This is a genomic window from Actinomyces vulturis (assembly GCF_001687305.1).
GTDB lineage: Bacteria > Actinomycetota > Actinomycetes > Actinomycetales > Actinomycetaceae > Actinomyces > Actinomyces vulturis.
The window spans coordinates 34,321-57,243 of the sequence record NZ_KV700386.1; the positions used below are offsets into that span (position 1 = coordinate 34,321).

General features: G+C 55.1%; 18 protein-coding genes, 2 tRNA genes and 1 other RNA gene. 12 read left to right on the top strand and 9 right to left on the bottom strand.

The features are described from left to right. Nucleotides 1–47 precede the first annotated feature (47 nt). From dnaG to A9753_RS03535, 5 genes are all read left to right on the top strand, one after another. Nucleotides 48–2,129, top strand: a complete 2,082-nt coding sequence (gene dnaG, locus A9753_RS03515) for a DNA primase (RefSeq protein ID WP_067781063.1) — start codon at nucleotides 48–50, stop codon at nucleotides 2,127–2,129. Between the two features lie 100 nt (nucleotides 2,130–2,229). After that, nucleotides 2,230–2,304: transfer RNA gene (locus A9753_RS03520), tRNA-Asn, on the top strand. 121 nt (nucleotides 2,305–2,425) lie between these two features. Then, on the top strand, nucleotides 2,426–3,583 hold the full coding sequence (locus A9753_RS03525; RefSeq protein WP_067780487.1) for a glycosyltransferase: 1,158 nt from the start codon (nucleotides 2,426–2,428) through the stop codon (nucleotides 3,581–3,583). Nucleotides 3,584–3,683: 100 nt separating this feature from the next. Further along, nucleotides 3,684–4,175 (top strand): peptide deformylase, encoded by a 492-nt coding sequence (gene def / locus A9753_RS03530; RefSeq protein ID WP_067780492.1) that lies wholly within the window; start codon nucleotides 3,684–3,686, stop codon nucleotides 4,173–4,175. Nucleotides 4,176–4,317: 142 nt separating this feature from the next. Next, nucleotides 4,318–4,818 carry a DUF3145 domain-containing protein gene (locus tag A9753_RS03535; protein WP_067780497.1) on the top strand — a complete coding sequence of 167 codons (501 nt, stop codon included), beginning with the start codon at nucleotides 4,318–4,320 and terminating at the stop codon, nucleotides 4,816–4,818. Nucleotides 4,819–4,987: 169 nt separating this feature from the next. Here A9753_RS03535 and A9753_RS03540 read toward each other — a convergent pair whose 3' ends face one another. The 4 genes from A9753_RS03540 to A9753_RS03555 form a co-directional block, all read right to left on the bottom strand. Next, nucleotides 4,988–6,364: a beta-ketoacyl-[acyl-carrier-protein] synthase family protein gene (locus A9753_RS03540; protein ID WP_067780503.1), complete on the bottom strand. Its 1,377-nt coding sequence runs from the start codon at nucleotides 6,362–6,364 to the stop codon at nucleotides 4,988–4,990. A 74-nt stretch (nucleotides 6,365–6,438) separates the two neighbouring features. Next, nucleotides 6,439–6,681 carry an acyl carrier protein gene (locus A9753_RS03545; protein ID WP_067780506.1) on the bottom strand — a complete coding sequence of 81 codons (243 nt, stop codon included), beginning with the start codon at nucleotides 6,679–6,681 and terminating at the stop codon, nucleotides 6,439–6,441. A gap of 89 nt (nucleotides 6,682–6,770) precedes the next feature. Next, entirely contained in the window at nucleotides 6,771–7,658 is an 888-nt protein-coding gene (locus A9753_RS03550; protein WP_067780509.1) for an ACP S-malonyltransferase, read from the bottom strand. Further along, nucleotides 7,658–8,824: a PucR family transcriptional regulator gene (locus A9753_RS03555; protein ID WP_067780512.1), complete on the bottom strand. Its 1,167-nt coding sequence runs from the start codon at nucleotides 8,822–8,824 to the stop codon at nucleotides 7,658–7,660. The genes A9753_RS03550 and A9753_RS03555 overlap by 1 nt, the downstream gene beginning before the upstream one ends. Before the next feature lie 220 nt (nucleotides 8,825–9,044). On the opposite strand from A9753_RS03555, the gene aspA reads away from it, so the two are divergent. After that, nucleotides 9,045–10,556, top strand: a complete 1,512-nt coding sequence (gene aspA / locus A9753_RS03560; RefSeq protein WP_067780514.1) for an aspartate ammonia-lyase — start codon at nucleotides 9,045–9,047, stop codon at nucleotides 10,554–10,556. A gap of 179 nt (nucleotides 10,557–10,735) precedes the next feature. Here aspA and aceE read toward each other — a convergent pair whose 3' ends face one another. Continuing rightward, the gene (gene aceE / locus A9753_RS03565; protein WP_067780516.1) at nucleotides 10,736–13,495 is read right to left on the bottom strand and encodes a pyruvate dehydrogenase (acetyl-transferring), homodimeric type; all 2,760 of its coding nucleotides are present in this window, start codon (nucleotides 13,493–13,495) and stop codon (nucleotides 10,736–10,738) included. A 349-nt stretch (nucleotides 13,496–13,844) separates the two neighbouring features. On the opposite strand from aceE, the gene A9753_RS03570 reads away from it, so the two are divergent. The 4 genes from A9753_RS03570 to A9753_RS03585 all read left to right on the top strand — a co-directional run bounded on the left by A9753_RS03570 (nucleotide 13,845) and on the right by A9753_RS03585 (nucleotide 16,463). After that, complete coding sequence (locus A9753_RS03570; protein WP_067780517.1) at nucleotides 13,845–14,252, top strand: DUF3052 family protein; 408 nt, start codon at nucleotides 13,845–13,847, stop codon at nucleotides 14,250–14,252. Between the two features lie 132 nt (nucleotides 14,253–14,384). Beyond that, nucleotides 14,385–14,461, top strand: a tRNA-Val gene (locus tag A9753_RS03575). 233 nt (nucleotides 14,462–14,694) lie between these two features. Continuing rightward, entirely contained in the window at nucleotides 14,695–15,648 is a 954-nt protein-coding gene (locus tag A9753_RS03580) for a Nif3-like dinuclear metal center hexameric protein (protein ID WP_067780519.1), read from the top strand. A gap of 74 nt (nucleotides 15,649–15,722) precedes the next feature. Next, a complete protein-coding gene (locus A9753_RS03585) occupies nucleotides 15,723–16,463 on the top strand; it encodes a zinc ribbon domain-containing protein (protein WP_067780521.1) in 741 nt (246 codons plus the stop codon). 63 nt (nucleotides 16,464–16,526) lie between these two features. Here A9753_RS03585 and A9753_RS03590 read toward each other — a convergent pair whose 3' ends face one another. Beyond that, a complete protein-coding gene (locus tag A9753_RS03590) occupies nucleotides 16,527–17,357 on the bottom strand; it encodes a YaaA family protein (protein ID WP_067781067.1) in 831 nt (276 codons plus the stop codon). A 100-nt stretch (nucleotides 17,358–17,457) separates the two neighbouring features. Here A9753_RS03590 and rnpB point away from each other — a divergent pair. Then, nucleotides 17,458–17,829: RNase P RNA component class A (rnpB, locus tag A9753_RS03595), an RNA gene on the top strand. A 69-nt stretch (nucleotides 17,830–17,898) separates the two neighbouring features. Here the strand turns inward: rnpB and A9753_RS03600 are convergent. The 3 genes from A9753_RS03600 to panB form a co-directional block, all read right to left on the bottom strand. Beyond that, nucleotides 17,899–19,269, bottom strand: a complete 1,371-nt coding sequence (locus tag A9753_RS03600; protein WP_067780522.1) for a hypothetical protein — start codon at nucleotides 19,267–19,269, stop codon at nucleotides 17,899–17,901. A 293-nt stretch (nucleotides 19,270–19,562) separates the two neighbouring features. Continuing rightward, nucleotides 19,563–20,441: a type I methionyl aminopeptidase gene (gene map, locus A9753_RS03605; RefSeq protein ID WP_067780527.1), complete on the bottom strand. Its 879-nt coding sequence runs from the start codon at nucleotides 20,439–20,441 to the stop codon at nucleotides 19,563–19,565. 79 nt (nucleotides 20,442–20,520) lie between these two features. Further along, nucleotides 20,521–21,339 carry a 3-methyl-2-oxobutanoate hydroxymethyltransferase gene (gene panB, locus A9753_RS03610; protein WP_067781070.1) on the bottom strand — a complete coding sequence of 273 codons (819 nt, stop codon included), beginning with the start codon at nucleotides 21,337–21,339 and terminating at the stop codon, nucleotides 20,521–20,523. Nucleotides 21,340–21,591: 252 nt separating this feature from the next. On the opposite strand from panB, the gene glnA reads away from it, so the two are divergent. Next, nucleotides 21,592–22,923, top strand: a complete 1,332-nt coding sequence (gene glnA / locus A9753_RS03615; protein WP_067780530.1) for a type I glutamate--ammonia ligase — start codon at nucleotides 21,592–21,594, stop codon at nucleotides 22,921–22,923.

Below are 22,923 nucleotides of genomic sequence, written 5' to 3' on the forward strand. Positions count from 1 at the left end.
ATCTGGGAACGTATTCGTTGATGAATGCCTACGGTTAAGATGTGAGCGTGGCGGGACGAATCAAACGTGAAGACATTGACACCGTACGTGAACGCGCCAGTATCGAACAGATCGTCGGCGAACACGTCACCTTAAAGCCTGCTGGTGTCGGGGCACTGAAAGGTCTGTGCCCTTTTCACGATGAACGCACCCCCTCTTTCCACGTCCGCCCTCACATGGGCTTATGGCATTGCTTCGGCTGTGGTGACGGCGGGGACGTTGTTAGTTTTGTTCAGCGCATCAACCACATGAGTTTTGTGGAAGCCGTCGAATACCTCGCCACCAAAACCGGTATTCAACTGCGCTACGAAGAAGGTGGCGCCATGCATCAAGGCGTGGACGTGGGAACACGTCAACGTCTCATGGACGCTAACCGCATGGCAGAAACTTGGTTTCAGAAAAACCTTGCTGGTCCTCAAGCGCAAGCAGGTCGCGATTTCCTCACTGGGCGAGGATTCGATCGATCCAATGCCGAGTATTTTGGTGTGGGTTATGCCCTTCCCGGATGGGACAATCTCACTAAATACCTGCGTTCTCAGGGCTTCACAGACTCAGAACTCGTTGACAGTGGCCTGTGTACCCAAGGAAACCGTGGAATCTATGACCGTTTCCGTGACCGTCTCATCTGGCCTATTCGCGACGTCACGGGTGCAACCGTAGGTTTCGGGGCACGCAAACTCTCCGACGACGACCAAGGCCCTAAATACCTCAACACTCCCGAGACTGCTGTCTACAAAAAATCCACTGTTCTCTACGGTCTGGATTTGGCAAAGAAAGATATTGCCTCCACCAAACGCGTCGTGGTGGTTGAGGGCTACACAGACGTAATGGCAGCACACCTGTCCGGTATCACCACCGCCGTAGCGACATGCGGGACCGCTTTCGGTGAAGGTCACGTGCGTATCGTGCGTCGTTTACTGGGGGACAGTGCCAACCCAGCGGCAGGGCTCATGCTTGGCGGAGGTAGCCACACCCATGGCGGTGAAGTGATTTTCACTTTCGACGGTGATGCTGCCGGCCAAAAAGCAGCCCTACGTGCCTTTGGAGAAGATCAGCACTTTGCCGCTCAAACTTTTGTGGCGGTTGAGTCAAGTGGCATGGATCCCTGTGAAGTGCGCATGGCTCGAGGTCCGCAAGGAGTGGTAGATCTTGTTGAAGGTCGTAAGCCACTCTTCGAATTCGTCATTAAATCGACCCTCAATAGCGTGGACCTGTTTACTCCTGAAGGGCGTGTTGCAGGTTTACGTGCCGCTGCTCCCGTCGTGGCTCACATTCGCGACGTCGCACTGCGTCGTGAGTACACCCGTTCCCTGGCAGGATGGTTGGGAATGCCTGAGGCGGATGTACGTCAAGAAGTTCAGCGCGCAACCTCCTCACGTAGAACAGGGCAGGGCAATTCTGCTGACAGCGCTCGCGGTTCTCACTACGCACAGCAAGGTTCTCAACGTCCTTCGTATAACCAACAGCCCCCTCAAGGTCAGATGAACTCGCCGTACAGTCAGTACGCACAGCAAGCGCCGCAGGCAGATGGTCCTCAGATACCATCCCAGCGTCCAGCAATTACTGATCCGGTGACAAAATTGGAACGTCAAGCCCTTGAGGTGATTCTCCAGATGCCAGTGATTGCTTCCGCAGCGGCAGTCGATGACTTGGACCCGGCTGTTTTTTCTCTCCCCATGCATCGTGCGATTTTTGAAGCCATTTTGGCTGCTGGTGGTGTGCAAGCGTGTATAGATCGTCTGCAAACTCTTCAGCGTAATCGTGCCCAAAGCCCTGATCTGACCGCGATGGCTACCGCGGCATGGCTGGAAGATGTGCGTGAGGGTGCTGTAGATATGGTGGGCGCGGCTATCACGGAACTGGCTGTGGTGCCCTTGCCTTTGGCTGAGGGGCAGAAAGGCGCTGAGTCTGCTTATGCAAGGGGAGTGCTTAAGTCCATGACTCAGATGGCGCTTACTAAGCAGTTGGCGCAACTGCGTTCCGAACATCGGCGGATGACTCCTTCAGATCCCGAGTATCGCGAAACATTCCAGAAGATTGTGGATCTGGAGAGCCGGCGTCAGCAGATGAAGTACGAAGATTTATTGTAAGGCTCGTCACAAATCGGTGGACTGTTGGAAATAAGCCAAAAACTCGATTCGACACAGCAAGGGTCTTCTTGTTAGAGTTCCACTCGCGTCAACGCGCAATTCCCGCGTAGCTCAATGGCAGAGCATCCGACTGTTAATCGGACGGTTGTTGGTTCGAGTCCAACCGCGGGAGCCAAACGGTCCTCTGGCTTGCCAGAGGATTTTTTGTATATATTGAAGGTGATTTCGATGGTGTCTTGCTCCTTTATCGGTTTGAAGTTGGATAGTGGATACTGTCATTGCAGGAATGGTGGCGTATGCTGAAAAAAGTCGTATTCGCGAATCTTAATTTAGGTAACTTTGGTGGAATTCACACGGTTCTCGAAGGTTTAGCCACGGAGTTCTCTGCTCGGGGAATAGAGATCGACTATATCTCTGTGAATCCTGTTGTTCGAATGCCAAGTGTTCCGGGTAATGTTTTTCAGATCAATAAATTTGAGAATTTTACGACTGATCATCGATTGGCTAAGAGCTTTCCGGGACTGTTCGGAATTAAGTTAAAAGCAAAGTCAGTTTTAACGCCGTTTTGGCGTTTTTGGAGAAATAAGAGGCTTCTTAAGTATTTTGCAAATCTAAATGAAGAAACTTTGGTTATCTTTATGGAGCCTCAGCCGGGCGATCTTCTTTACCGTGCGGGATACAAAAAAAATGATTCCCCCGCCTATCTACATTCACAGTTCCATCAAAGTTTTTATGGCCTTCAATGCTGGGGGCAAGAAAAAGAATTGAAAAATTCTGTCACTATCTCTAATACCTTTAGTGTCTTGTCAGTTGGCGATGTTCAGGAGTTCTCAAATTTTCTTTCAATCGAGCCTCTCGTATTGGAGAATCCTCTCCGTATCCCACTGACATCTTCTCCGTACAACCGTTTTAGTAAGGACATTATTTTTCTTGGCCGTTTAGCGCCTGAGAAGAACGTTGATTCGGTGATTCGTGCTTTCGCAACAATTAAGGATAATTTTCCTGATTGGAATCTTCGGATTTATGGTACAGGTGTTGATGAAGAGAAGATAAGGGATTTATGTGAAAAATTTGGAGATCAGGTAGTTTTTGAGGGAGAAACAAACGATATTGTAAAAGTTCTCGATTCCGCTGCTTTTATGTGTTTGTTCTCATCGTTTGAGGGGGCGCCAATGGTTCTGCTTGAAGCATCGGCTCGTAGAGTTCCTTCGCTAGTTCGCCCGTGTTCGCCAGCGGTCTCGGCTTTTATCCAAGATGGTGGGATAAATGCGGGTGACTCTGAAGATAGTCTAGCTGATGCGATGGCTAAAATGATCCAAGATGTTCGATTAAGAGAAGAGATCGCTGATCGGAGTCATGCATGGGTTTCCCAATCAACGCCTCAACTTGTTGTCGACCGCTGGATTGAAATGTTTGAGGCGGGGCAATTTTCGAGGTTAGCAGGAGACTATTGATACTAAATTGATAATCCACTTTTCTTTTGTGTAATCGGTCCTAGTGGTATGTTCATTTATTTAATTCTCTTTACTGTGGGCTTCGTGAGAAGATAGGGCCATGGCTTATCGCGACATTCGAATCATTGGTGACCCGGTACTGCGCACCCCCTGTGAGTGGATTACTGACATTGACGACACAGTGAAGTCTCTTGTGGAAGATCTCCTGGAAAATGTCGATCAGGACGGTCGTGCTGGACTCGCTGCAAATCAGATCGGTGTAAGTTTGCGAGCCTTCTCCTGGAATATCGACGGAGACATCGGCTACGTCCTCAACCCCCGCCTTGTTGAAGCCGACATGGAGGAATATCAGGATGGTGACGAAGGCTGCTTGAGTGTTCCGGGCCTTTGGTTCCCCACCGAGCGCGCCTGGTACGCCCGCGTTGAAGGCATCAACCTTGATGGCAAAGAAATTGTGGTCGAAGGTGAAGAACTTATGGCCCGTTGCCTTCAGCATGAGACCGACCACCTCGAAGGTCACCTCTACCTCGATCGACTCGATCGAAAGACACGCGCTAAGGCCATGAAGGAACTGCGCGCACAGGGACTCTGAACCCACCAATACTGCAAGTATGCGGCGTGTTATGGCACAATGGTCATAGCACGCCGCGTGCTTCATTGTGATTCTTCTTGTTGAGTTCGTGACAAGGCCGTTGGGGAAGACGATCCTCGTCAATAACCAGGAGGCAATCACCATGAACGGTGCTTACACCCGCGGTGTACTTTTCGTGCACTCAGCACCTCGTGCGCTCTGCCCCCACATCCAGTGGGCAAGCGAAGAGGTCCTGGGCTCTCGTGTGCTGCTCGAATGGACCGAGCAAGACGCCGCCCCCGGTATGCTCCGCGCCGAATGCTCATGGGTAGGCAAAGTAGGAACCGGAGCCACCCTTGCCTCCGCTCTTCGCGGATGGGCAAACCTCCGTTACGAAGTGACCGAAGAACCCACCGCCTCGACCGACGGCGGCCGGTGGTCCCACACCCCTGACCTCGGTATCTTCCATGCCCAAACCGACGTCCACGGCAACGTTGTGGTTCCCGAAGACCGAATCCGCGCAGCCCTTGTTCACGCGGCCGATCCAGAACGGATGCGCCGTGAACTTGATCTTGCCCTCGGTCAGGCGTGGGACGACGAACTTGAACCTTTCCGCTACGCCGGTGCTGGAGCCCCCGTGCGTTGGCTCCACCGAGTAGGCTAGTTCGCCACCACACGGCTGGTCGCTTGACGCGTCATCATGCGTGCAACGTTGCTTTGTACATCGACAGGCCGATTAGGTGATCACTTAAGAACATCGATTAAGGGGTGAGCCCCGCGAGAAAAACTCGCGGGGCTCACCCCTGTCAGCACGATAAGAACGGGCCGTCAGGTCAGTCCTGAGGCGCTGGAGTGAAGATGAGTGCCACGTTGTGTCCCCCAAAACCGAATGATGTACTGGCGTGAGCGGCATTGGAAGGCACGGGGCTCATTTTTTCACTGATGACCGCACCAGATTTGGTAATCACCGGGTCAATGTCACCGGGTAAGAGCGTAGGCAGCGTGCAGGAATGCTGGAGTGCGCACAGCGTTAGCACGGCTTCGAGAGCGCCAGCCCCACCGAGCAAGTGCCCGGTCTGAGACTTCGTCGCACTGATAACAGCATTGGGAAGGCAACGGGTCAGCATTGCTGCTTCCACGGCGTCTCCGGCCGGTGTTGAGGTCGCATGGGCATTCACGTGAGCCACCTGGGAACTATCGCGCAGGAAACCCGCAGAAACCGCCTGCTCCAGTGCCTGACTCAGTGCCCATTCCTGGCTCTCACCACTGGGATCCGGGCGAGCCACGTCCATCGCATCACTGGACATCCCATAGCCGGCCAGAACACCCAGAATCGCAGCCCCACGAGCCACAGCATGCTCGTAGGCTTCCACGACCACGGCGCCGGCGCCCTCGCCCATGACAAAGCCGTCACGGTCAGTAGCAAAGGGGCGGCTCGACGTCTGCGGGGAATCATTGCGTGTGGACAGGGCGCGCATGGCAGCGAAAGCCGCTAGCGGCATAGGTTCGAGCGTGGCGTCACATCCACCGGCGAGCACTACATCAGCGCGCCCCAGAGCAATGAGGTCAGCAGCATGCGTAATCGCTTCAGCGCCCGACGCACAAGCACTAGCCGGGGCGTGAGCACCAGCCTGAGCACCAATCTCAATGCTGATGGTGGCCGCAGCGGCATTTGGCATAAGGGCAGGAACAGCGGTGGGGAGTACACGCCGCGCACCGCGTTCACGCAGTGAATTGGCAGTAGCAACCACGGTGTTGACCATCCCCATGCCGGGGGAGAAACTTACGGCAACGCGGCGCGACGGTACCACAGCCGCCGCATCGCTCCCCGATTCAGCACTCCCGGCGGCAGCGTTGTCATCAGAGCCCGCACTGTCAGCCTGATCCATCCGGCTAGAGGAGATGAGCCCCGCCTGTGCCCAGGCTTCACGGGCGGCAATCAGTGCGCACTGAGTGGCACGGTCAAGGCGTTTACGTTCCTTAGGGGAGAGGAACTGGTCAATGTCCACGGGAAGCGGCGCCCCAATGTGGACCGGAACTCCAAACTCTTCCAACCGTGGGTCATTGAGTGTACGCACGGCACATGTCCCTGCCTCTAAGGCTTCCCACGTGCTGGCCACGTCCACTCCGAGAGGATTAATGGTTCCCAGCCCCGTAATCACGGGCGTGCGCGGTGAGAGGGGAGTAGGTGAGTGGTAAGTAGTGGTCATGGTGTGCGCCTTCGCAGATACAGGTTGCTCACCCGCACCTGGTGGTGACGAGTGAGCAAATGAGGAGTGACGGATCAGTGGCCAGCGGTAGCGGCTGCCAGCACGTCAGACACGGTGGTGAATGACGTAGCAGCACTGTCCTCAATGGTGATGTCCAGTTCCTGCTCCACCTGGGTGGCGATGGTCAGCAGGCCGAGGGAATCAATGTCCAGGTCCTCAGCAAGCTTGGTCTCATCGGTGATCTGGTCAGCATCCACACCAGATTCTTCGCTAATAATGCCGACGACGAGTTCGCGAATTTCTTCAACAGTTGCCATGGGGATCCTTTCGGACTGGCCGTGGTGGCCGTAGGGTTCAATAATTCTCTGAGGCGATCATACGGTGCAAAGTTCCGCTGACTCACCTCTCAACGCTGTGGGCTGACCTTTTCGCAGAGAACTTCGCGGTGGTCAGTTTTCATGAGCCCCGCTAGCGCTCCGGCGGGAGCCAGTTCGTAAGCCTTCTTGACGCCGCGTGCAGCCAGTTCGTTCATCACCTCTCGCCATCGCACGGGCTGAATCAGTGAATCGGGTAAGGCCGCCAGGGCTTCAGCGGGCTGGCATGCCTGGCCGGTCAGGTCGCTGATGAGTGTGCGAGTGACGGGAGAAATATGGGAGGTAAGAGCGTTGCAGGCGGCACGGACGGCGTCTTGCCCCCCCATCATGGCGGGGGAGTGGAAGGCTCCTGCAACAGGTAGGGGGAGGGCGCGTACCCCATTGGGAAGGTTCTCAACTAACGTGGCGATGGCATCGACGCTACCAGAGGCAACGATCTGCTTTGATGAGTTGATATTTCCTGCGGAAATCCCATACTCCTTAAGTAATTCCTCACTGACGTTAGCTGGGCCAATGAGTACCGTCATGGAGCCAGGTGCCTCTTTCGCACATTGAGCCATCGCAAGGCCGCGATGGCGGGCTAGAACCACAACATCGGTCGGCTCGAGGGCGCCACATAGAGCTAGTGCGGTCAGGGACCCTAAGGAATGACCGGCCACAATTGTCTCAATTTCCTCACCGATTGATGGCATAAGCCCTGTGACCATGGCCGAGGCAATAGATGTTGCTGCCACGATGGGCTGAGTGATGGCAGTATCGCGAAGAGTATCCGCGGGGGCGTTGACTCCTAGGTCGATCAGGTCAAGGCCGATTGCTTCACTGGTTCGAATAAGGAATTCGGTAGTTTCGTCTGTTAGCCAGGGTTTAAGCATCCCGGGTTTTTGAGTTCCCTGACCGGGGCAGAGAATTGCGCGTGCCATTAGCGAGCGTCCTTCACTGCTGCTAGGCGACTCACCATGATGGCTAAGTGAAGCACTAACGCATCGCGGGGGTCTGTGGCATCCCACCCCACCACATCACTTACTCGGCCTAGGCGGTAACGAACTGTGTTGGCATGGACGAAGAGGGCACGTGCGGTGGCCTCCAGGCTGGCACCATGGGACAAGTAGGTCCACACCGTGTCTTCGAAGGGATCTCCCAGATCATGGAGAGGCTGAGCAACGAGAGTCAAAATCTGCTCACGCGCTAACACATCGCCGTTGAGTAGACGTTCAGGGAGAAGATCATCAGCGCGAACAGGATTGGGAGCCTCAAGCCATGCAGAGCGTGCGCGGAGGCCTGCTAATGCGGACTTTAAGGAAATGCCTGCGCTGGAGACGGAAGGTTCCACGGGGCCAATAACTGTGGGGCCGTTAAGACGCTGAGCAACGCGGTGAGCCGCATGGGTGAGGACGTCAGTATCTTGCGTGGAATTTTCCAAACCCAGCACCAACATGACGGAGTCACCGCGGACGGATACTACGCAATCATTGACCAGGGTGCGGCACTCGTGACGAATACGGGAGGCAGCAAGAGCATCAAGACGCGCGTGAGCGACCACGGCGATCACGGAGCCTGTGCCAGTCCATCCAGCAGCGCCAGCGCGTGTGACAACGTCAGAGGCATCGTCGTGAAGCATGGCATCAAGTGCCATGGACTCAAGACGAGCATCCCATGCTCCACGGGCCTCTGCAGCGCGAGCGTATAGTTCCGCAGCTGCGAAACCGACGTCGCGTCCAAAGAGCAGGGCGCAGACACGGACCGCGTCATGGTCGCGTGAGGGGACGAGTTTTGGGGCTTCTTCCTGCACTACATCGATGACGGTTCGTACTAAGGCGAGGGTCTGTCCCAAGGTGATAGTGCCGGTTAGCGTGGCAGGGGCGGAGGAGAAAATGTGACCCGGACGGGAATCTTCACCATCGCTGGCCACCCAATCGACGTACATTGTCACGCCATGACGTGCCACATGTTCGATCTGGGCTCGTTGAGCGGTGGGGAGTGCTCGATACCAGGGGAGATTGGCACTGATTTTGTCCAGTGCATGGTCGGTAAGCATATCTTTGCTGGCGCGAAGGGAATCGATGGCGGGCGCGCTGAGGTCTTCCATGGCAACGATGGTACTCCCGCTTGGAGTTTGATTTTGATGATTTCAACAAAGAAAATCAAGATAATGGCGCATTTAATCTCTCAATTGTGTGATGAATTCACGATACGTTGCAGTCTTTGATGAAGTTTGTTCAGTACGGCGTTGTCTCATGCAATGATTGCCGCTTCGCGTTAGCGTTGTGACTGTCACGTTGATGCCTACAAGGCGACCAAGGAGAAGCATGAACGCCACCCGGATTGAAGAAGACCTCCTGGGGAAGCGAGAAGTCCCACTCGACGCATATTGGGGGATCCACACCCTGCGTGCCATGGAGAACTTTCAAATCTCTCACTCCACCATTGGCGATACTCCCGCATTCGTCCGTGGCATGGTCCAAGTGAAGAAAGCCAGTGCACTGGCCAACATGAAACTTGGAACTCTTGATGGCACGATCGGCGGTGCCATCGTCTGGGCCTGTGATCAGATACTCATTACCGGACGCTGTATGGACCAATTCCCTACGGATGTGTTCCAAGGGGGAGCAGGAACCAGCCTCAACATGAATACCAATGAGGTTGTCGCCAATCTTGCTCTAGAACATTTGGGATATGCCAAGGGGCGTTATGACGTTATCAACCCCAATGATCACGTCAATAAGTCTCAATCCACCAATGACTCCTATCCCACCGGCTTCCGTATCGGTCTGTACACCACGGTCGGTGAACTTGAAGGTGAACTTGAACGTCTAATTACTGCTTTTGCTGATAAGGGTGAAGAATTCGCTGACGTCCTCAAAATGGGGCGAACCCAATTGCAAGATGCTGTACCCATGAGCCTAGGCCAAGAATTTAAGGCCTTTGCTCATCTGTTGGAAGAAGAGATTCCTCGGTTACGTAATAACTCCCAGTTACTGCTTGAAGTCAACCTCGGGGCCACTGCTATCGGTACTGGCCTCAACACTCCTCCTGGCTACCAGGCCACTGCAGTATCCTTCCTGAAGGAAATCACGGGACTTGATGTCAGTGGTGCCACTGACTTACTTGAAGCCACCAGTGATACCGGTGCGTATGTGTCCATGCATACGGCCATTAAGCGTCTGGCAGTGAAATTATCCAAGATCTGTAACGACTTGCGGCTACTCTCTTCTGGCCCTCGTGCGGGTCTTGGTGAGATTCGTCTACCTGAGCGTCAAGCAGGTTCCTCCATTATGCCGGCTAAGGTCAACCCTGTGATTCCTGAGGTTGTTAACCAGGTCTGCTTCAAGGTGATGGGCAATGACGTCACTGTGACGATGGCCGCTGAAGCGGGCCAGTTGCAACTCAACGTTATGGAGCCTGTCATCGGTCAGGCATGTTTTGAATCCATACAGTTACTCATTAACGCCATCTCCACATTGCGTCGCTTCTGTATTGAAGGCATTGAAGCCAATCCGGAGGTATGTCGCCGTAACGTTCTGGAATCTATCGGTATTGTTACCTACCTCAACCCTGTGATTGGCCACCATAACGGTGACTTGGTAGGCCGAGAATGTGCGCGCAGTGGGCGTAACGTTCGTGATGTGGTGATCGAGATGGGCCTGCTCGATGCAGAAACAGTCGATGATTTGTTGAGCCCTGAGAACCTTCTCCGCCCACATTACCGAGGGGCTCGTGGTTATCACGGTTCAGACCCAGCAACACCAGTTCCCAGCACCACAGATGCACAGGACACTACTCTGTCAAGTACAAGCAGGGAATCAAATCTCAACGCATAGTCCTCACTTATGTGAGAGATGACGGAGCCCCCTGAGTAACTGACAGCGGTGATATAGCGTTGCAATGAATGGTTGAATGGGGAGAAGTCAATTCTGAGAACACATGGTAACGGTGTGGGGCCGGTCCGCATTAGCGGACCGGCCCCACACCGTAGTACACCTATGCTCTAGCGAGCAGTTTAGGCATCTCCGCCCTGCGCGCCAGACTTACCAGCGTTGACGTTCTCCAGATCGTAGCGAGCAATGGCATCAGCCAGAACGCTATGGTCCATAGCGCCGTCTTTCACCAGACCACCGAGGGCCTTGACCACGACGCTTTGAGCGTCGATGAGGTAATGACGGCGAGATGCTGCACGGGTATCAGAGAAGCCGAAGCCGTCAGCACCGAGTACGTAATAGTCCCCGGGAATCCATGCGCGGATCTGGTCCTGAACAAGATGGTCGTAATCGCTGGTGGCGATGAAGGGGCCTTGTGCACCAGAAAGCTTTCGGGTGAGGTAAGGGATCTTCTGCTCAGCGTTGGGGTTAAGGAAGTTGTACTTCTCAACCTCGAGAGCCTCACGACGTAGTTCGTTCCAACTGGTGACGCTCCAGACGCTTGCGCTGACACCCCATTCCTTGGCGAGGATGTCGCGTGCTTCAAGCGCCCACGGCACGCCCACACCGGAAGCGAGGAGTTGGACCTTGGGGCCATCGACCTCAGCAGGACCAGCAACGCAGTAAATACCCTTCAAGATGCCCTCAACGTCAACGTTGTCAGGTTCCGCGGGCTGAACCATAGGCTCGTTGTAGACGGTCAGGTAGTACATGACGTCACGGTTGCGACCGGAGTCAGGGCCATACCAACGCTCGAGAGCATCACGCACAATATGACGAATTTCGTAAGCGTAGGCGGGATCGTACTGAACCACGGCGTCGTTGGTGCCAGCGATGAGCGGTGAATGACCATCCATGTGCTGGGTACCCTCACCTGTCAGGGTGGTACGGCCAGCGGTTGCACCGATGAGGAAACCACGGGTGAGTTGGTCACCAGCGGCCCAGAACTGATCAGCGGTGCGCTGGAATCCGAACATCGAGTAGTAGATGTAGACCGGGATCATCGGTTCGGCATGGGTGGCGTAACTGGTTCCTGCCACCTGGAACAGGGCAGCAGAGCCAGCTTCGTTAATGCCGGTGTGCATGATCTGACCATGTTCACTTTCCTTGTAGGAAAGCATCATGTCGTGGTCCACTGCCACGTAGTTCTGGCCGAGGGTGTTGAAGATCTTAGCCGAGGGGAAGATGGAATCCAGACCGAAGGTACGTGCCTCATCGGGGATGATCGGGACGATACGTTTACCGATCTTCTTGTCCTTGATGAGTTCTTTGAGCAGGCGAACGAAGGCCATAGTAGTGGCCACTTCCTGCTTGCCAGATCCTCCCTTGAGAACGTCAAAAATCTTGTCGGCAGGCATCTCGAGTTCCTTGCCGGGATCACGACGCTCAGGTACGAAGCCACCGAGCTGGCGGCGACGCTCAAGCATGTACTGCAACGCCGGATCGTTGTCATCGGGCTTGTAGTAGGGAGGCTTGGTGGGATCTGCTTCGAGTTGCTCATCGGTGAAGGGGATGTGCAGACGATCACGCAACTGCTTGAGGTCATCAAGCTTAAGTTTCTTCATCTGGTGCGTGGAGTTACGACCAGCGAAGTGGCTGCCCAGAGCGTAGCCCTTAATAGTGTGGGCCAAGATGACAGTGGGCTGACCGGTGTGTTCCATGGCTGCCTTGTAGGCGGCGTAGACCTTGCGGTAGTCGTTACCGCCGCGCTGCAGTGCCCAAATCTCATCGTCGGTCCAGTCCTTGACCAGAGCAGCGGTGCGAGGATCACGGCCAAAGAAGTGCTCACGGACGTAAGCGCCATCGTTGGCTTTAAAGGTCTGGTAGTCACCGTCAAGGGTTTCATTCATCAGGTGGACCAGAGCGTTGTCCTGGTCAGCGGCGAGGAGTTGATCCCAGCCACGGCCCCAGATGACCTTGATAACGTTCCAACCGGCACCTTTAAAGAAGGCTTCCAGTTCCTGGATGATCTTGCCATTACCACGAACCGGGCCGTCGAGGCGCTGGAGATTGCAGTTAATGACGAAGGTCAGGTTGTCTAGGCCCTGCTGGCCAGCGAGCTGGAGCATGCCGCGAGATTCGGGCTCATCCATTTCGCCATCGCCGAGGAATGCCCACGTGTGCTGTTGGCTGGTGTCCTTGATGCCAGCGCCCTGAAGGTACTTGTCGAACCAAGCCTGGTAGATAGCTTCGGCGGGGCCGAGACCCATGGAGACAGTGGGGAACTCCCAGAAGTCAGCCATACGGCGGGGGTGGGGGTAGGACGGTAGTCCACGGCCCTTGCCAGTGGCGGGATGGGAGTATTCCTGGCGGAAACCATCAAGATCGTCTTCGGTCAGACGGCCTTCAAGGAAGGCTCGTGCGTAGTTGCCGGGGGATGCATGTCCCTGGAAGAAGACATGGTCACCACCACCGGGGTGATCCTTACCGCGGAAGAAGTGGTTGAGACCCACTTCGTAAAGGGTGGCAACGGATGCGTAAGAGGAAATGTGTCCGCCAACGCCAATCCCGGGCCGCTGTGCGCGGGTCACCAGAACAGCAGCGTTCCAGCGGTTCCAGCGGCGGTAAGCACGCTCGGTGGTTTCGTCACCGGGGAAGTAGGGCTCATCCTCAACGGCAATGGTGTTGACGTAGGGGGTGGTGAGCTGGGAAGGGACAGTCACATTCTTTAAGCGGGCCTGAGCCAGCATGGACAGAAGGATGTAACGGGCTCGAGGAGCACCCTTCTCAGCGATGAGAGCATCAAGAGACTCTCGCCATTCGTTTGTCTCCTCAGGGTCGTTATCGGTGACCTTAGCCAGGAGGCCGTCAATGAGCGGCGTGGTGTCGCTAGTTGGGCTCACGGGTTCCTCATTTCTTCCACTAACGTTCGTATGGCCTGATCTCCTCGGGGGAGGGGCCGGTGGGTTGTGCCCACATACAGTCCAAATGTACGACCTTTTTGGAGACGATTGCAGTCTCATGGGGGCTGTAGGTCCTATCGTCCTTGTGAACTGTGGCACCTGAATGTGGCAAAACTTGAGCTCTTGATGTGTTCTGTGTGTGGAGCATTGCGCGTATCACATGGACTACGGCACACTAACGGTGAACTGGTCGCGATCCGTCCTGACCAGCCGTTCACTGAAGAGGGATAGTTCTCAGTGAAGTGTTTGTCTCGTGGGCATTAGCCCAATAAGGAAAGGTGAGATCGTCGTGGCGAGCAAAAACGGGGGAACCTTTGGGTTCACCTCGGGCCAGGTTGTTCAGGAATTTGGCTTTGATGATGATGTTGATGAGACCTTGCGAACTGCGATTTCACAGGTCACGGGTTGTGATCTAGTCGATGAGGATTACGACGACGTTGTTGACGGTGCCTTGATCTGGTGGCGTGACGATGATGGTGACGTGGATGATCTCATTGACGTGCTTGTCGATGCTCAGGCGAACCTTGATGGTGCCGGATTTATCTGGGTGCTGAGTCCCAAGGCTCGTACTGAGGGGGCTATTGACCCTTTCATGGTCGAAGAAGCTGCTCAGATTTCCGGTATGCATGCCACTTCTGCTGCCGCTATGGGTGACGCATGGAGTGGTATTCGTATTCAGTCTGGTCGTCGCGCCTGATTTTTCTCTGTTTTGACGCCGATTAGTCACTTGGGTGTTTTACCAGGTAGACTCCCGGCGTAGTCACCGCTCGTCGGTTGGCAAGAGACCCGCACACATACTAATGCGAAGGCGTTAGTGAATGCGGTCATTGGGCCCGTAGCTCAGCTGGTCAGAGCACCTGGTTTACACCCAGGGGGTCATCGGTTCGAACCCGGTCGGGCCCACCACCAGATATGGTTGAAATATCAACGAAAAGCCCCCTCAAGTGAGGGGGCATTTTTCATGCAAAAGCCGTTTGTGTTAACAATTTGTTAACATCGCTCCTCGGTTTTACGTGAAGGATTGTGTGCTTTGGCAGGCGCAAAATGCGCTGGCGAGCGATGAACTTATTATTCGATATGTGTTTACATCCGACGGATGATTTCGGCTCCATTGCCTAGTGCTATGAAATGATTGAGGGGTGAGTACTGTAGCCCCGCTTGAAGACAATTCTGAACCTCAAGAGAATCAATCTTTTTGTCACCCAACTGTTGGTGACATTATCGAGGCGATGGAATCCTTTGCTCCGCCACAATTAGCTGAATCGTGGGATTCTAATGGGTTAATTTGCGGAGAGCGAAGCGCGACCGTTCGCAAGATTATGCTGGCAGTTGATCCGGTCAATGATGTGGCCGGTGAAGCCGTGGAGTGGGGGGCTGACATGTTGCTCACTCATCATCCGCTGTTCCTTCGTGGAACAAACAGCGTTTCGTGTGATGACCCCAAGGGCAAAGTGATCCATACGCTGATTCGTTCCGGTGTAGCGCTTTACAATGCGCACACCAATTTAGATAGTGCTCACCATGGAGTGGCTCAAGCTTTGGCTGACGTGGTCGGGCTGGAGAGCGATGAGCCTCTTGAAGCCAATGATGAGTATGAAAACCTTGGGATTGGGCGTGTCGGCAAACTTCGTGAACCAGGAACACTCCGTGAAGTTGGGTGGCGTATCGCCCAGGTGCTTCCTGATTCAGTTCCAGGTCTTCTCATAAGCGGTGACCCAGATGCCGAAGTGCGTACGATGGCAGTCAGTGGTGGTGCGGGTGACTCACTGCTTGGCGCTGCGCGTGCTAAAGGCGTGGACGCCTTCCTTACCGCTGATCTGCGTCATCATCCTGCTGGTGAGCATGCTGAAGGCGGAAAGCCTTTCCTCATCTGTGGAACACATTGGGCCACTGAATGGGTTGGTCTGCCTCCTGTCGCTGACTTCCTCACTACGTGGGCACAGGACAATGGTTACAGCCTTACCGTTCGTGTTTCTCACCTTGTGACTGATCCCTGGACATTGCGTATCCCCACTGGTCCATTGTCTGAGGCAGTGACTTATCCCTACCGGGATGAAGAAAGAGAGAGGGAGCGTTTGCACGATACGATGTGAACAGTGACAGTGCTGGCCCTACGGGAAGCACATCAACATTTGCATAGAGCACGGCACAACAAAAGGACATCTTCATGGTGAAAGCCCCCATTGAGCAGCAGCGCAAACTTCTTGAGTTGCAGCGAGTCGATTCTGCGTTAGCACGTGTGGCCCATGAACGTCGCACCTTGCCGGTGCTAAGTAAAATCGAAGATCTCATTAATTCCTTGGGAGAAAATAAGCGTCGTATGACGCTCGCTCGTGCTGCTGTTGATGATGCTCGTCGCGTTGCAACTCGTGCTGATGACGACGTGGCGAAGGTTGTGAATCGTGCTGGCGTGCTTCGTGATCGTCTTAATGCCGGTGGCATGAGCCCTAAGGACCTTTCCGCGCTTCAGGGCGAAATTGATCAGTTGGGTCGTCGCCAGGGCGTACTGGAAGAAGCCCAGTTAGAAGCCATGGAGGCAGTGGAGAAGGCTCAGCAAGAGTTCGATGAAGCCGCTGCTCAAGAGCAGAAGATTCGCGAAGAAGGTCGAGAACTGACCGCCAAGCGCGATGCGGCATTCCAGCGTCTGGACATGGAAGCCACACAGTTACGTGGAGAGCGAGACATGATTGTGGCTCGTCTTGATACCGCTCTCGTGGCTGATTATGACGCTGTTCGCGAAGAAACTGGTGGTCTTGGTGTGGTTGCTCTTTACGGACGCCGTATTGAAGATGATCTTATCCCCGTTAGCCCCCAGGAACTGGCCAGCATTATGGCAGCTGACCAGGATGAAGTGATTCACTCTCAAGAAGCGGAAGTCATCATTGTCCGTATGACTGACGCTGACTGACAAACGTTAATTCAGGACGATGTGTGGGGGCCACTGGAACGGTGGCCCCCACACATCGTCCTGTTACAAGGATTCAGCATCAAGAATGAGCGTGGCAGATCCAGCCTTTTGTCCACGAGTACTCTGCTTGGGAGCAATGAATTCAATGTCCTGGACACCCTTCATGCCGGCGGCCACCTCAAGGACACTCTCGGTGCTGGCACAGGCATCCAATGTGCCAGATTCTCTGGCGCGAAGGACCTCAGCGGTGAGCAAACCGCGATAGTGCTTGGCCCAATGAGAAACCGTTTGAAGTTTGCCCGTTGCAGGATTGAGCTTCTTCGCTCCCACGGTGATGAGATCGGCCTCTGTTGAGGTTCCTGGCCATGGCTTACGGTATGGCGCTGATCGGCAATCGAGAATGCACTGTGTGCCAGTCGATTCGACATAGGAATCGAGAACTTTCGGTAAGTGTTGCGACCAGAGCCCTGCCACGGTTCCAAGAGCCGGCAGTGAGACGGTCATGGATAGCCGGTGATTGGGAATCACGTCGTTGGAGCGCAGTACTCCCCACAGGCCCGAGAAAATCAGCAGATGCTGACTGGCAAGTTCATGCCAACGATCTGACTGATGGCGTTGATCTAAGGCATCGAATAAGACGCCCGTAAAAATTTCCAGAGCAGGTGCGCATGGCGACGTTGAGAGTCGAGTGTTGTGGGCGGCGTCGTCAATTGAGGACGGACCCAGCCCCAGGATATCGGCGCACTCATCAGAAGAACTGACCGCAGAGAGTTCCTCCATCAGTGCTGAGCGTGGCTCGGAGAGCACGTCAGCGCCAAATAAACTCGAGAGATCAAGACGAGGGCCCTGATCGGGCGTGGTTTTACCTTCTGAGGGAGGCAGGGCAATCAACATAAGGACCATCGTATAGAAGAGCCTGCCGGCCACCTAGGGGAGTTGTGCTGATCTGCAATGAGGCGAGGGCGTGACGCTGTGGCATACTTGAGCCGCAAGACGAGATGGTCGGGCGGCCGCGGTACAACGCTTGCGTTGATCGAGGAACGTCCGGGCTCCGTAGAGCAGGGCGGTGGCTAACAGCCACCCGGGGTGACCCGCGGGACAGTGCCACAGAAAACAAACTGCCAAGTTCGCTTGGTGAGGGTGAAAAGGTGGGGTAAGAGCCCACCAGCGTGCCAGGTGACTGGTGCGGCTAGGTAAACCCCGTCCGGAGCAAGACCGCATAGTGCGCATTTGAAGGCTGCTCGCTTGAGCGCACGGGTAGGTCGCGTGAGACCAACGGCAACGTTGGCCCAAGATGGATGGTCGCCGCCACCACACGGGAAACTGTGGGTGGTAACAGAACCCGGCGTATAGATCATCTCGTCCTCGCACAAAAACGTTGTGGGCCCCGAGCATTCGCTCGGGGCCCACAACTCTTGTTCAGTACGAGTCAGGCTCACTTGGCCTGCATGTACATCTCATCGCCAGAGAAGTCATAGTTCACCGCGAAGATACCGCTGTTCACGTCCGCTTTGGGGATTAGGAAAGTGAAGTATCCGGTGACAGTGCCACCATCACGAGGCATATCCATCATGCGGAAATCATCATCAGCAATAGATGTTTTGGCTGAGAAAGTGCTTCCGTCCTTAACGTAATCGATAGAGATATCGAAAGAATTCATCTGGCCTTTGCCATGGTAGGTTACCGTGACGGGAAGACGAATGTAGACCGAATCTGCAGGAGGCGCTTCGTAAAAGAAGTCTTCAGCAGCTTGAACATCAGCATCTGCATCCCAGTTAACTTTCCCGAAAGAGATCTCGACGTGAGCATCGGGATCAGAGGAGTACTTGCTGGCGTACATGGTGAGGAATTGAGTCTCAGGATCACCAGGGTTGTTCATGGAGCGACCAACATCGCTACCGTCGCTCTTGGAGGAATCATCCTTCTTGCCAGAGTCTGCAGGAGTAGGTTTGCTGCCGGAATCGCCCTTGGTGGACTCATCCTTCTTAGACTCATCTTTCTTGGAATCGTCCTTCTTGGACTCATCCTTCTTGTCAGAGTTGGCGGCTTTGGTGGCTGCAGGAGCCGGCTTGGCTTCCTTATCGTTGCCGCCGCTGAAGATCAGAGCGCCAACGCCAACGAGGCAGAGAACGACAACAGCGGCAATTGCGACCCAGAACCAAGGCTTCTTGGTGATGGGGGTGTTGCCACCCTGAGGACCGTTGGGGCCATTGACATCCACAGGCTGCCAAGCGCCACTCTGAGGAGCAGATGCTGCTGCAGGGGGGTATGAGCCGGGAGCCTGTCCCTGGAAGGGAGTGGGAGCCTGAGGGTAGTTGTAGGGAGCAGCGCCAGGTGCAGAAGCAGCCATTGGTGCGGCGCCAGGAGCGGAACCAGCCATGGGAACAGCACCGGGTGCAGAGGCAGCCATGGGTGCGCCACCGGGGGCGGAGCCGGCCATGGGAACAGCGCCAGGTGCTGAGGCAGCCATGGGTGCGCCCATCACGGCGGTGGGAGCAGTACCTGCAGCAGAGGAAGCCATAGGAGCCGACTGAGGAACAGGATTAATCGGTGCAGGCTCAGCGCTGGGGGCGGAGGCGGATGCACCTGTCGGGTTAGCAACGCTGCCAGCGGAAGAAATGGCCTGGGTGGGTGCCCAAGCGGGATCCTGAGCGGAACCAGCAGAAGTGGGGACCGAATCCTCGACCCACAGTTCCCATCCTTCAGGCGCGGGCCCCCAAGCGGGATCGGGCTGCCAGCCAGCGGGAGGTACGAAGCCCTCAGGGGGTGCCGGCCAGTTCGGCGGTGGGTTGAAACGCAGAGCCATGGAGACCTCCAGGACGGGGACGAGAATGGGGTCGAATAAAGTCGGATAGAACCGTACAGGGTAAATGTACACGGTTTTTTTGCTTCATCCGGCAGTATATCGCGAGAATTAGCCAAAAATCGCCCTCGAGTAAGGGGAGAGTTCCCCATCGTTTTAGCGAGTGAAAAGATGCAAAACGTGAGACGAGGTACACGATTATTCGTGAGGATCACCGATCAGAACCAGTGAAGTTTGTTGTGCAACAGACATAAAAAGTCAATTAATTCTGCTGCGCAACGGATACAAATAATCGCTCAGGGGAGAGTAAGGATCTCCGGACCATCTGCGGTAATCGCGATAGTGTGCTCAAACTGAGCGGTACGCGAGCGATCAGCAGTGACAACAGTCCAGCCATCATCCCACTGCTGCCAATCAATTCCACCGAGCGTCAGCATAGGTTCAACAGTAAACACCATGCCCTCTTCGATAATGTCATTGTGATCCGGGGCAGAATCGTAATGAGGGATGATTAGACCAGAGTGGAATGCTTCGCCTACGCCGTGGCCGGTGTAATCGCGGATTACACCGTAGTCAAAACGCTTGGCATAGCGCTCAATGACTCGACCAATCACGTTGACTTCACGGCCAGGCTTGGCAGCTTTGATGCCGCGCATCATAGCCTCATGGGTGCGCTCAATGAGTAGGCGGGATTCTTCATCAACGTCACCTACCGTATAGGTGGCATTGGTATCTCCATGAACGCCACCGATGTAGGCGGTGATATCGATATTGATGATGTCACCATCATTGAGGACGGTGGAGTCAGGAATGCCGTGGCAAATGACCTCATTGATGGAGGTGCAAATGGACTTGGGGAATCCCATATAGCCAAGGCATGAAGGATAAGCGCCATGGTCGCACAAGAACTCATGAGCGAGTTTATCCAACTCATCTGTAGTGACACCGGGCGCAACAGCCTCACCGGTTAACTTCAATGCCTGAGCAGCCAATTTACTGGCGCGGGCAATACGGTCAAGTGTCTCCGCATCTTTGACCTCAGAGGCGGTCACGTGCTCGGGGCCATCATGGAACATGTATTCAGGACGCTCAATGGGCTGAGGAACACTCAGCATGGGGCTTACAGTTCCAGGGGTTAGTGTTCCGCGGGGTGCACGATCAGCAAGTGAAGTCATACCCCAAGCATAGGACGGCCTGCAGGGCAGATGCATAGCCCCTTGTGCTAAGTCATCTTTGCCTGTGAGGAAATCATCCTTATTGATCGAACCAGTGTTCAGCAGCGGGAAATGCTCCAGTTTTCACGGCATGGGCATAACTGTGAACAGCCTGAGATAAGGCCTGGCCCACTTGGCCGAACTGATGAGCGAAGCGTGGAGACCACGACGTCATCCCTGCCATATCCGTCCATACCAGGACCTGACCATCACAGCGCGCACCAGCACCAATACCGATGGTGGGAATATCAAGTTCATCAGTGATCTGAGCAGCTACGGGCTCGGGAACCATCTCAAGCACCAAAGCAACAGCGCCAGCATTCGCCAAGGCGTGAGCATCACGAACGAGTGCCTGAGCAGCATTGCCACGTCCCTGGACTCGGAAACCACCAAGCATGTTGACTGACTGCGGAGTGAAACCAAGGTGGCCCACTACAGGAATGCCCGCCTCCGTGAGTGCACGGACAGCAGCCTCGCGAGGCTGACCACCCTCCAACTTCACGCCATGAGCCCCGACTTTCATCAAGCGCACTGCGCTAGCAAGTGCCTGCTCCGGGCCTGCTTCATAGGAGCCGAACGGCAGGTCAGCCACCACGAATGCGCGTTTGACGGAACGAGCCACGCTCCGCGTTGCCACAATCATCTCATCGAGTTCAACGGGAAGAGTAGAGGAGTGACCAAGGACGACGTTGCCGATGGAATCACCCACCAGGAGCATATCCATGCCCGCCTGATCGAAAATTGCGGCGGTAATCGCGTCATAGGAAGTGAGCATGGTGATCTTCTCGCCGGCTTCCTTGGCCTGAGCCAAATGATGCACACGAACGGGCTTGCCCGGGCCGGGAAGGACACTGGCCATGACAGGTGAGAATACGGCGTCGTTAACTGGAGCAACACCCTGGTCGCTGGCAGGTGCGGGGTAAGAAGCAGTAGGCAATGCGCTGGAAGCAGAATCACTCATGGCATCAAGCCTACTGCTTAGTGAGCAACACGCATATTGGCTGCAACGTGAGGCACAATAGGACACAGGGTGATCACCGCCCCGCTGCCATCGCCTGATTCGGTGCATGGAACAGGGAGGCCCAATACGCCATCAAGGAGTAGAACCGCTATGGATAAACAGCAGGAATATGTGCTCCGCGCCATTGAAGAGCGCGACATTCGCTTCGTCCGCCTGTGGTTTACCGATGTGCGCGGTCAACTCAAGAGCGTGGCCATCGCCCCGGCAGAAGTTGAGGGTGCATTCGACGAAGGCATCGGATTCGATGGGTCCAGTGTTGAGGGCCTGACCCGCGTCTACGAATCTGACATGCTCTTGGCCCCCGATCCAGCCAGTTTCCAAATGCTTCCCTGGCGGGCCGGCTCTAATGGCGTGGCCCGCATGTTCTGTGACGTACTTACTCCTGATGGTCAGCCTGCACGCACCGATCCACGCGCTGTTCTTGAACGGCAGTTGGCGCGCGCCGCAGACGCAGGCTTCACCTGCTACGTCCATCCTGAAATCGAGTTCTATCTCGTCAAGAAGGATGAGAACGGTATGATCGCTCCCACTGATCACGCGGGCTACTTTGACCACGTGGCCGGCGGTACGGCTCATGATTTCCGACGCCGCGCCATCACCATGCTGGAAAATATGGGCATCTCTGTGGAGTTTTCTCATCACGAAGGCGGCGCCGGCCAAAACGAAATTGATCTGCGATTCGCCGATGCCCTGTCCATGGCCGATAACATCCAGACTTTCAAAGCCGTCATCGAAGAAGTTGCTATCCAAGAAGGCTGCATCGCCACTTTCATGCCCAAGCCCTTTGTAGAACAACCCGGCAGCGGCATGCACACCCACTTCTCTCTCTTCGAGGGTGAACGCAATGTCTTCTATGACCCTGCTGGTCAGTATCAACTCTCGGCTACCGGGCGTTCTTTTATCGCTGGTATTTTGCGCCACGCCCAGGAAATCACCGCGGTGACTAACCAGCATGTGAACTCCTACAAACGTTTGTGGGGCGGGGGAGAAGCCCCCTCCTACGTATGCTGGGGACATAACAACCGCTCTGCTCTAGTGCGCGTGCCCATGCACAAGCCTGGCAAAGCACAGTCCGTTCGCGTGGAGTACCGATCCCTGGATTCTGCGGCCAACCCCTACCTCGCATTCGCCGTCATCTTGGCAGCGGGTTTGAAGGGGATTGAAGAAGGCTATGATCTTCCGGCCGAAGCAGAAGATGATGTGTGGGCATTGAGCCCGCTTGAACGTGAAGCCCTTGGCATTGAAGCACTTCCCACCTCGCTGAAGAGTGCTGTGGCTGCCATGCGCGATTCCGAACTTGTTGCTCAAACGCTCGGTGAAGATGCTTTCGCATACTTCCTGCGTGACAAGGAACAGGAATGGCGCGCCTACGACGCTCAGGTCACTCAGTACGAAATCAGTCAGTTTTTCCCTAAGGACTGA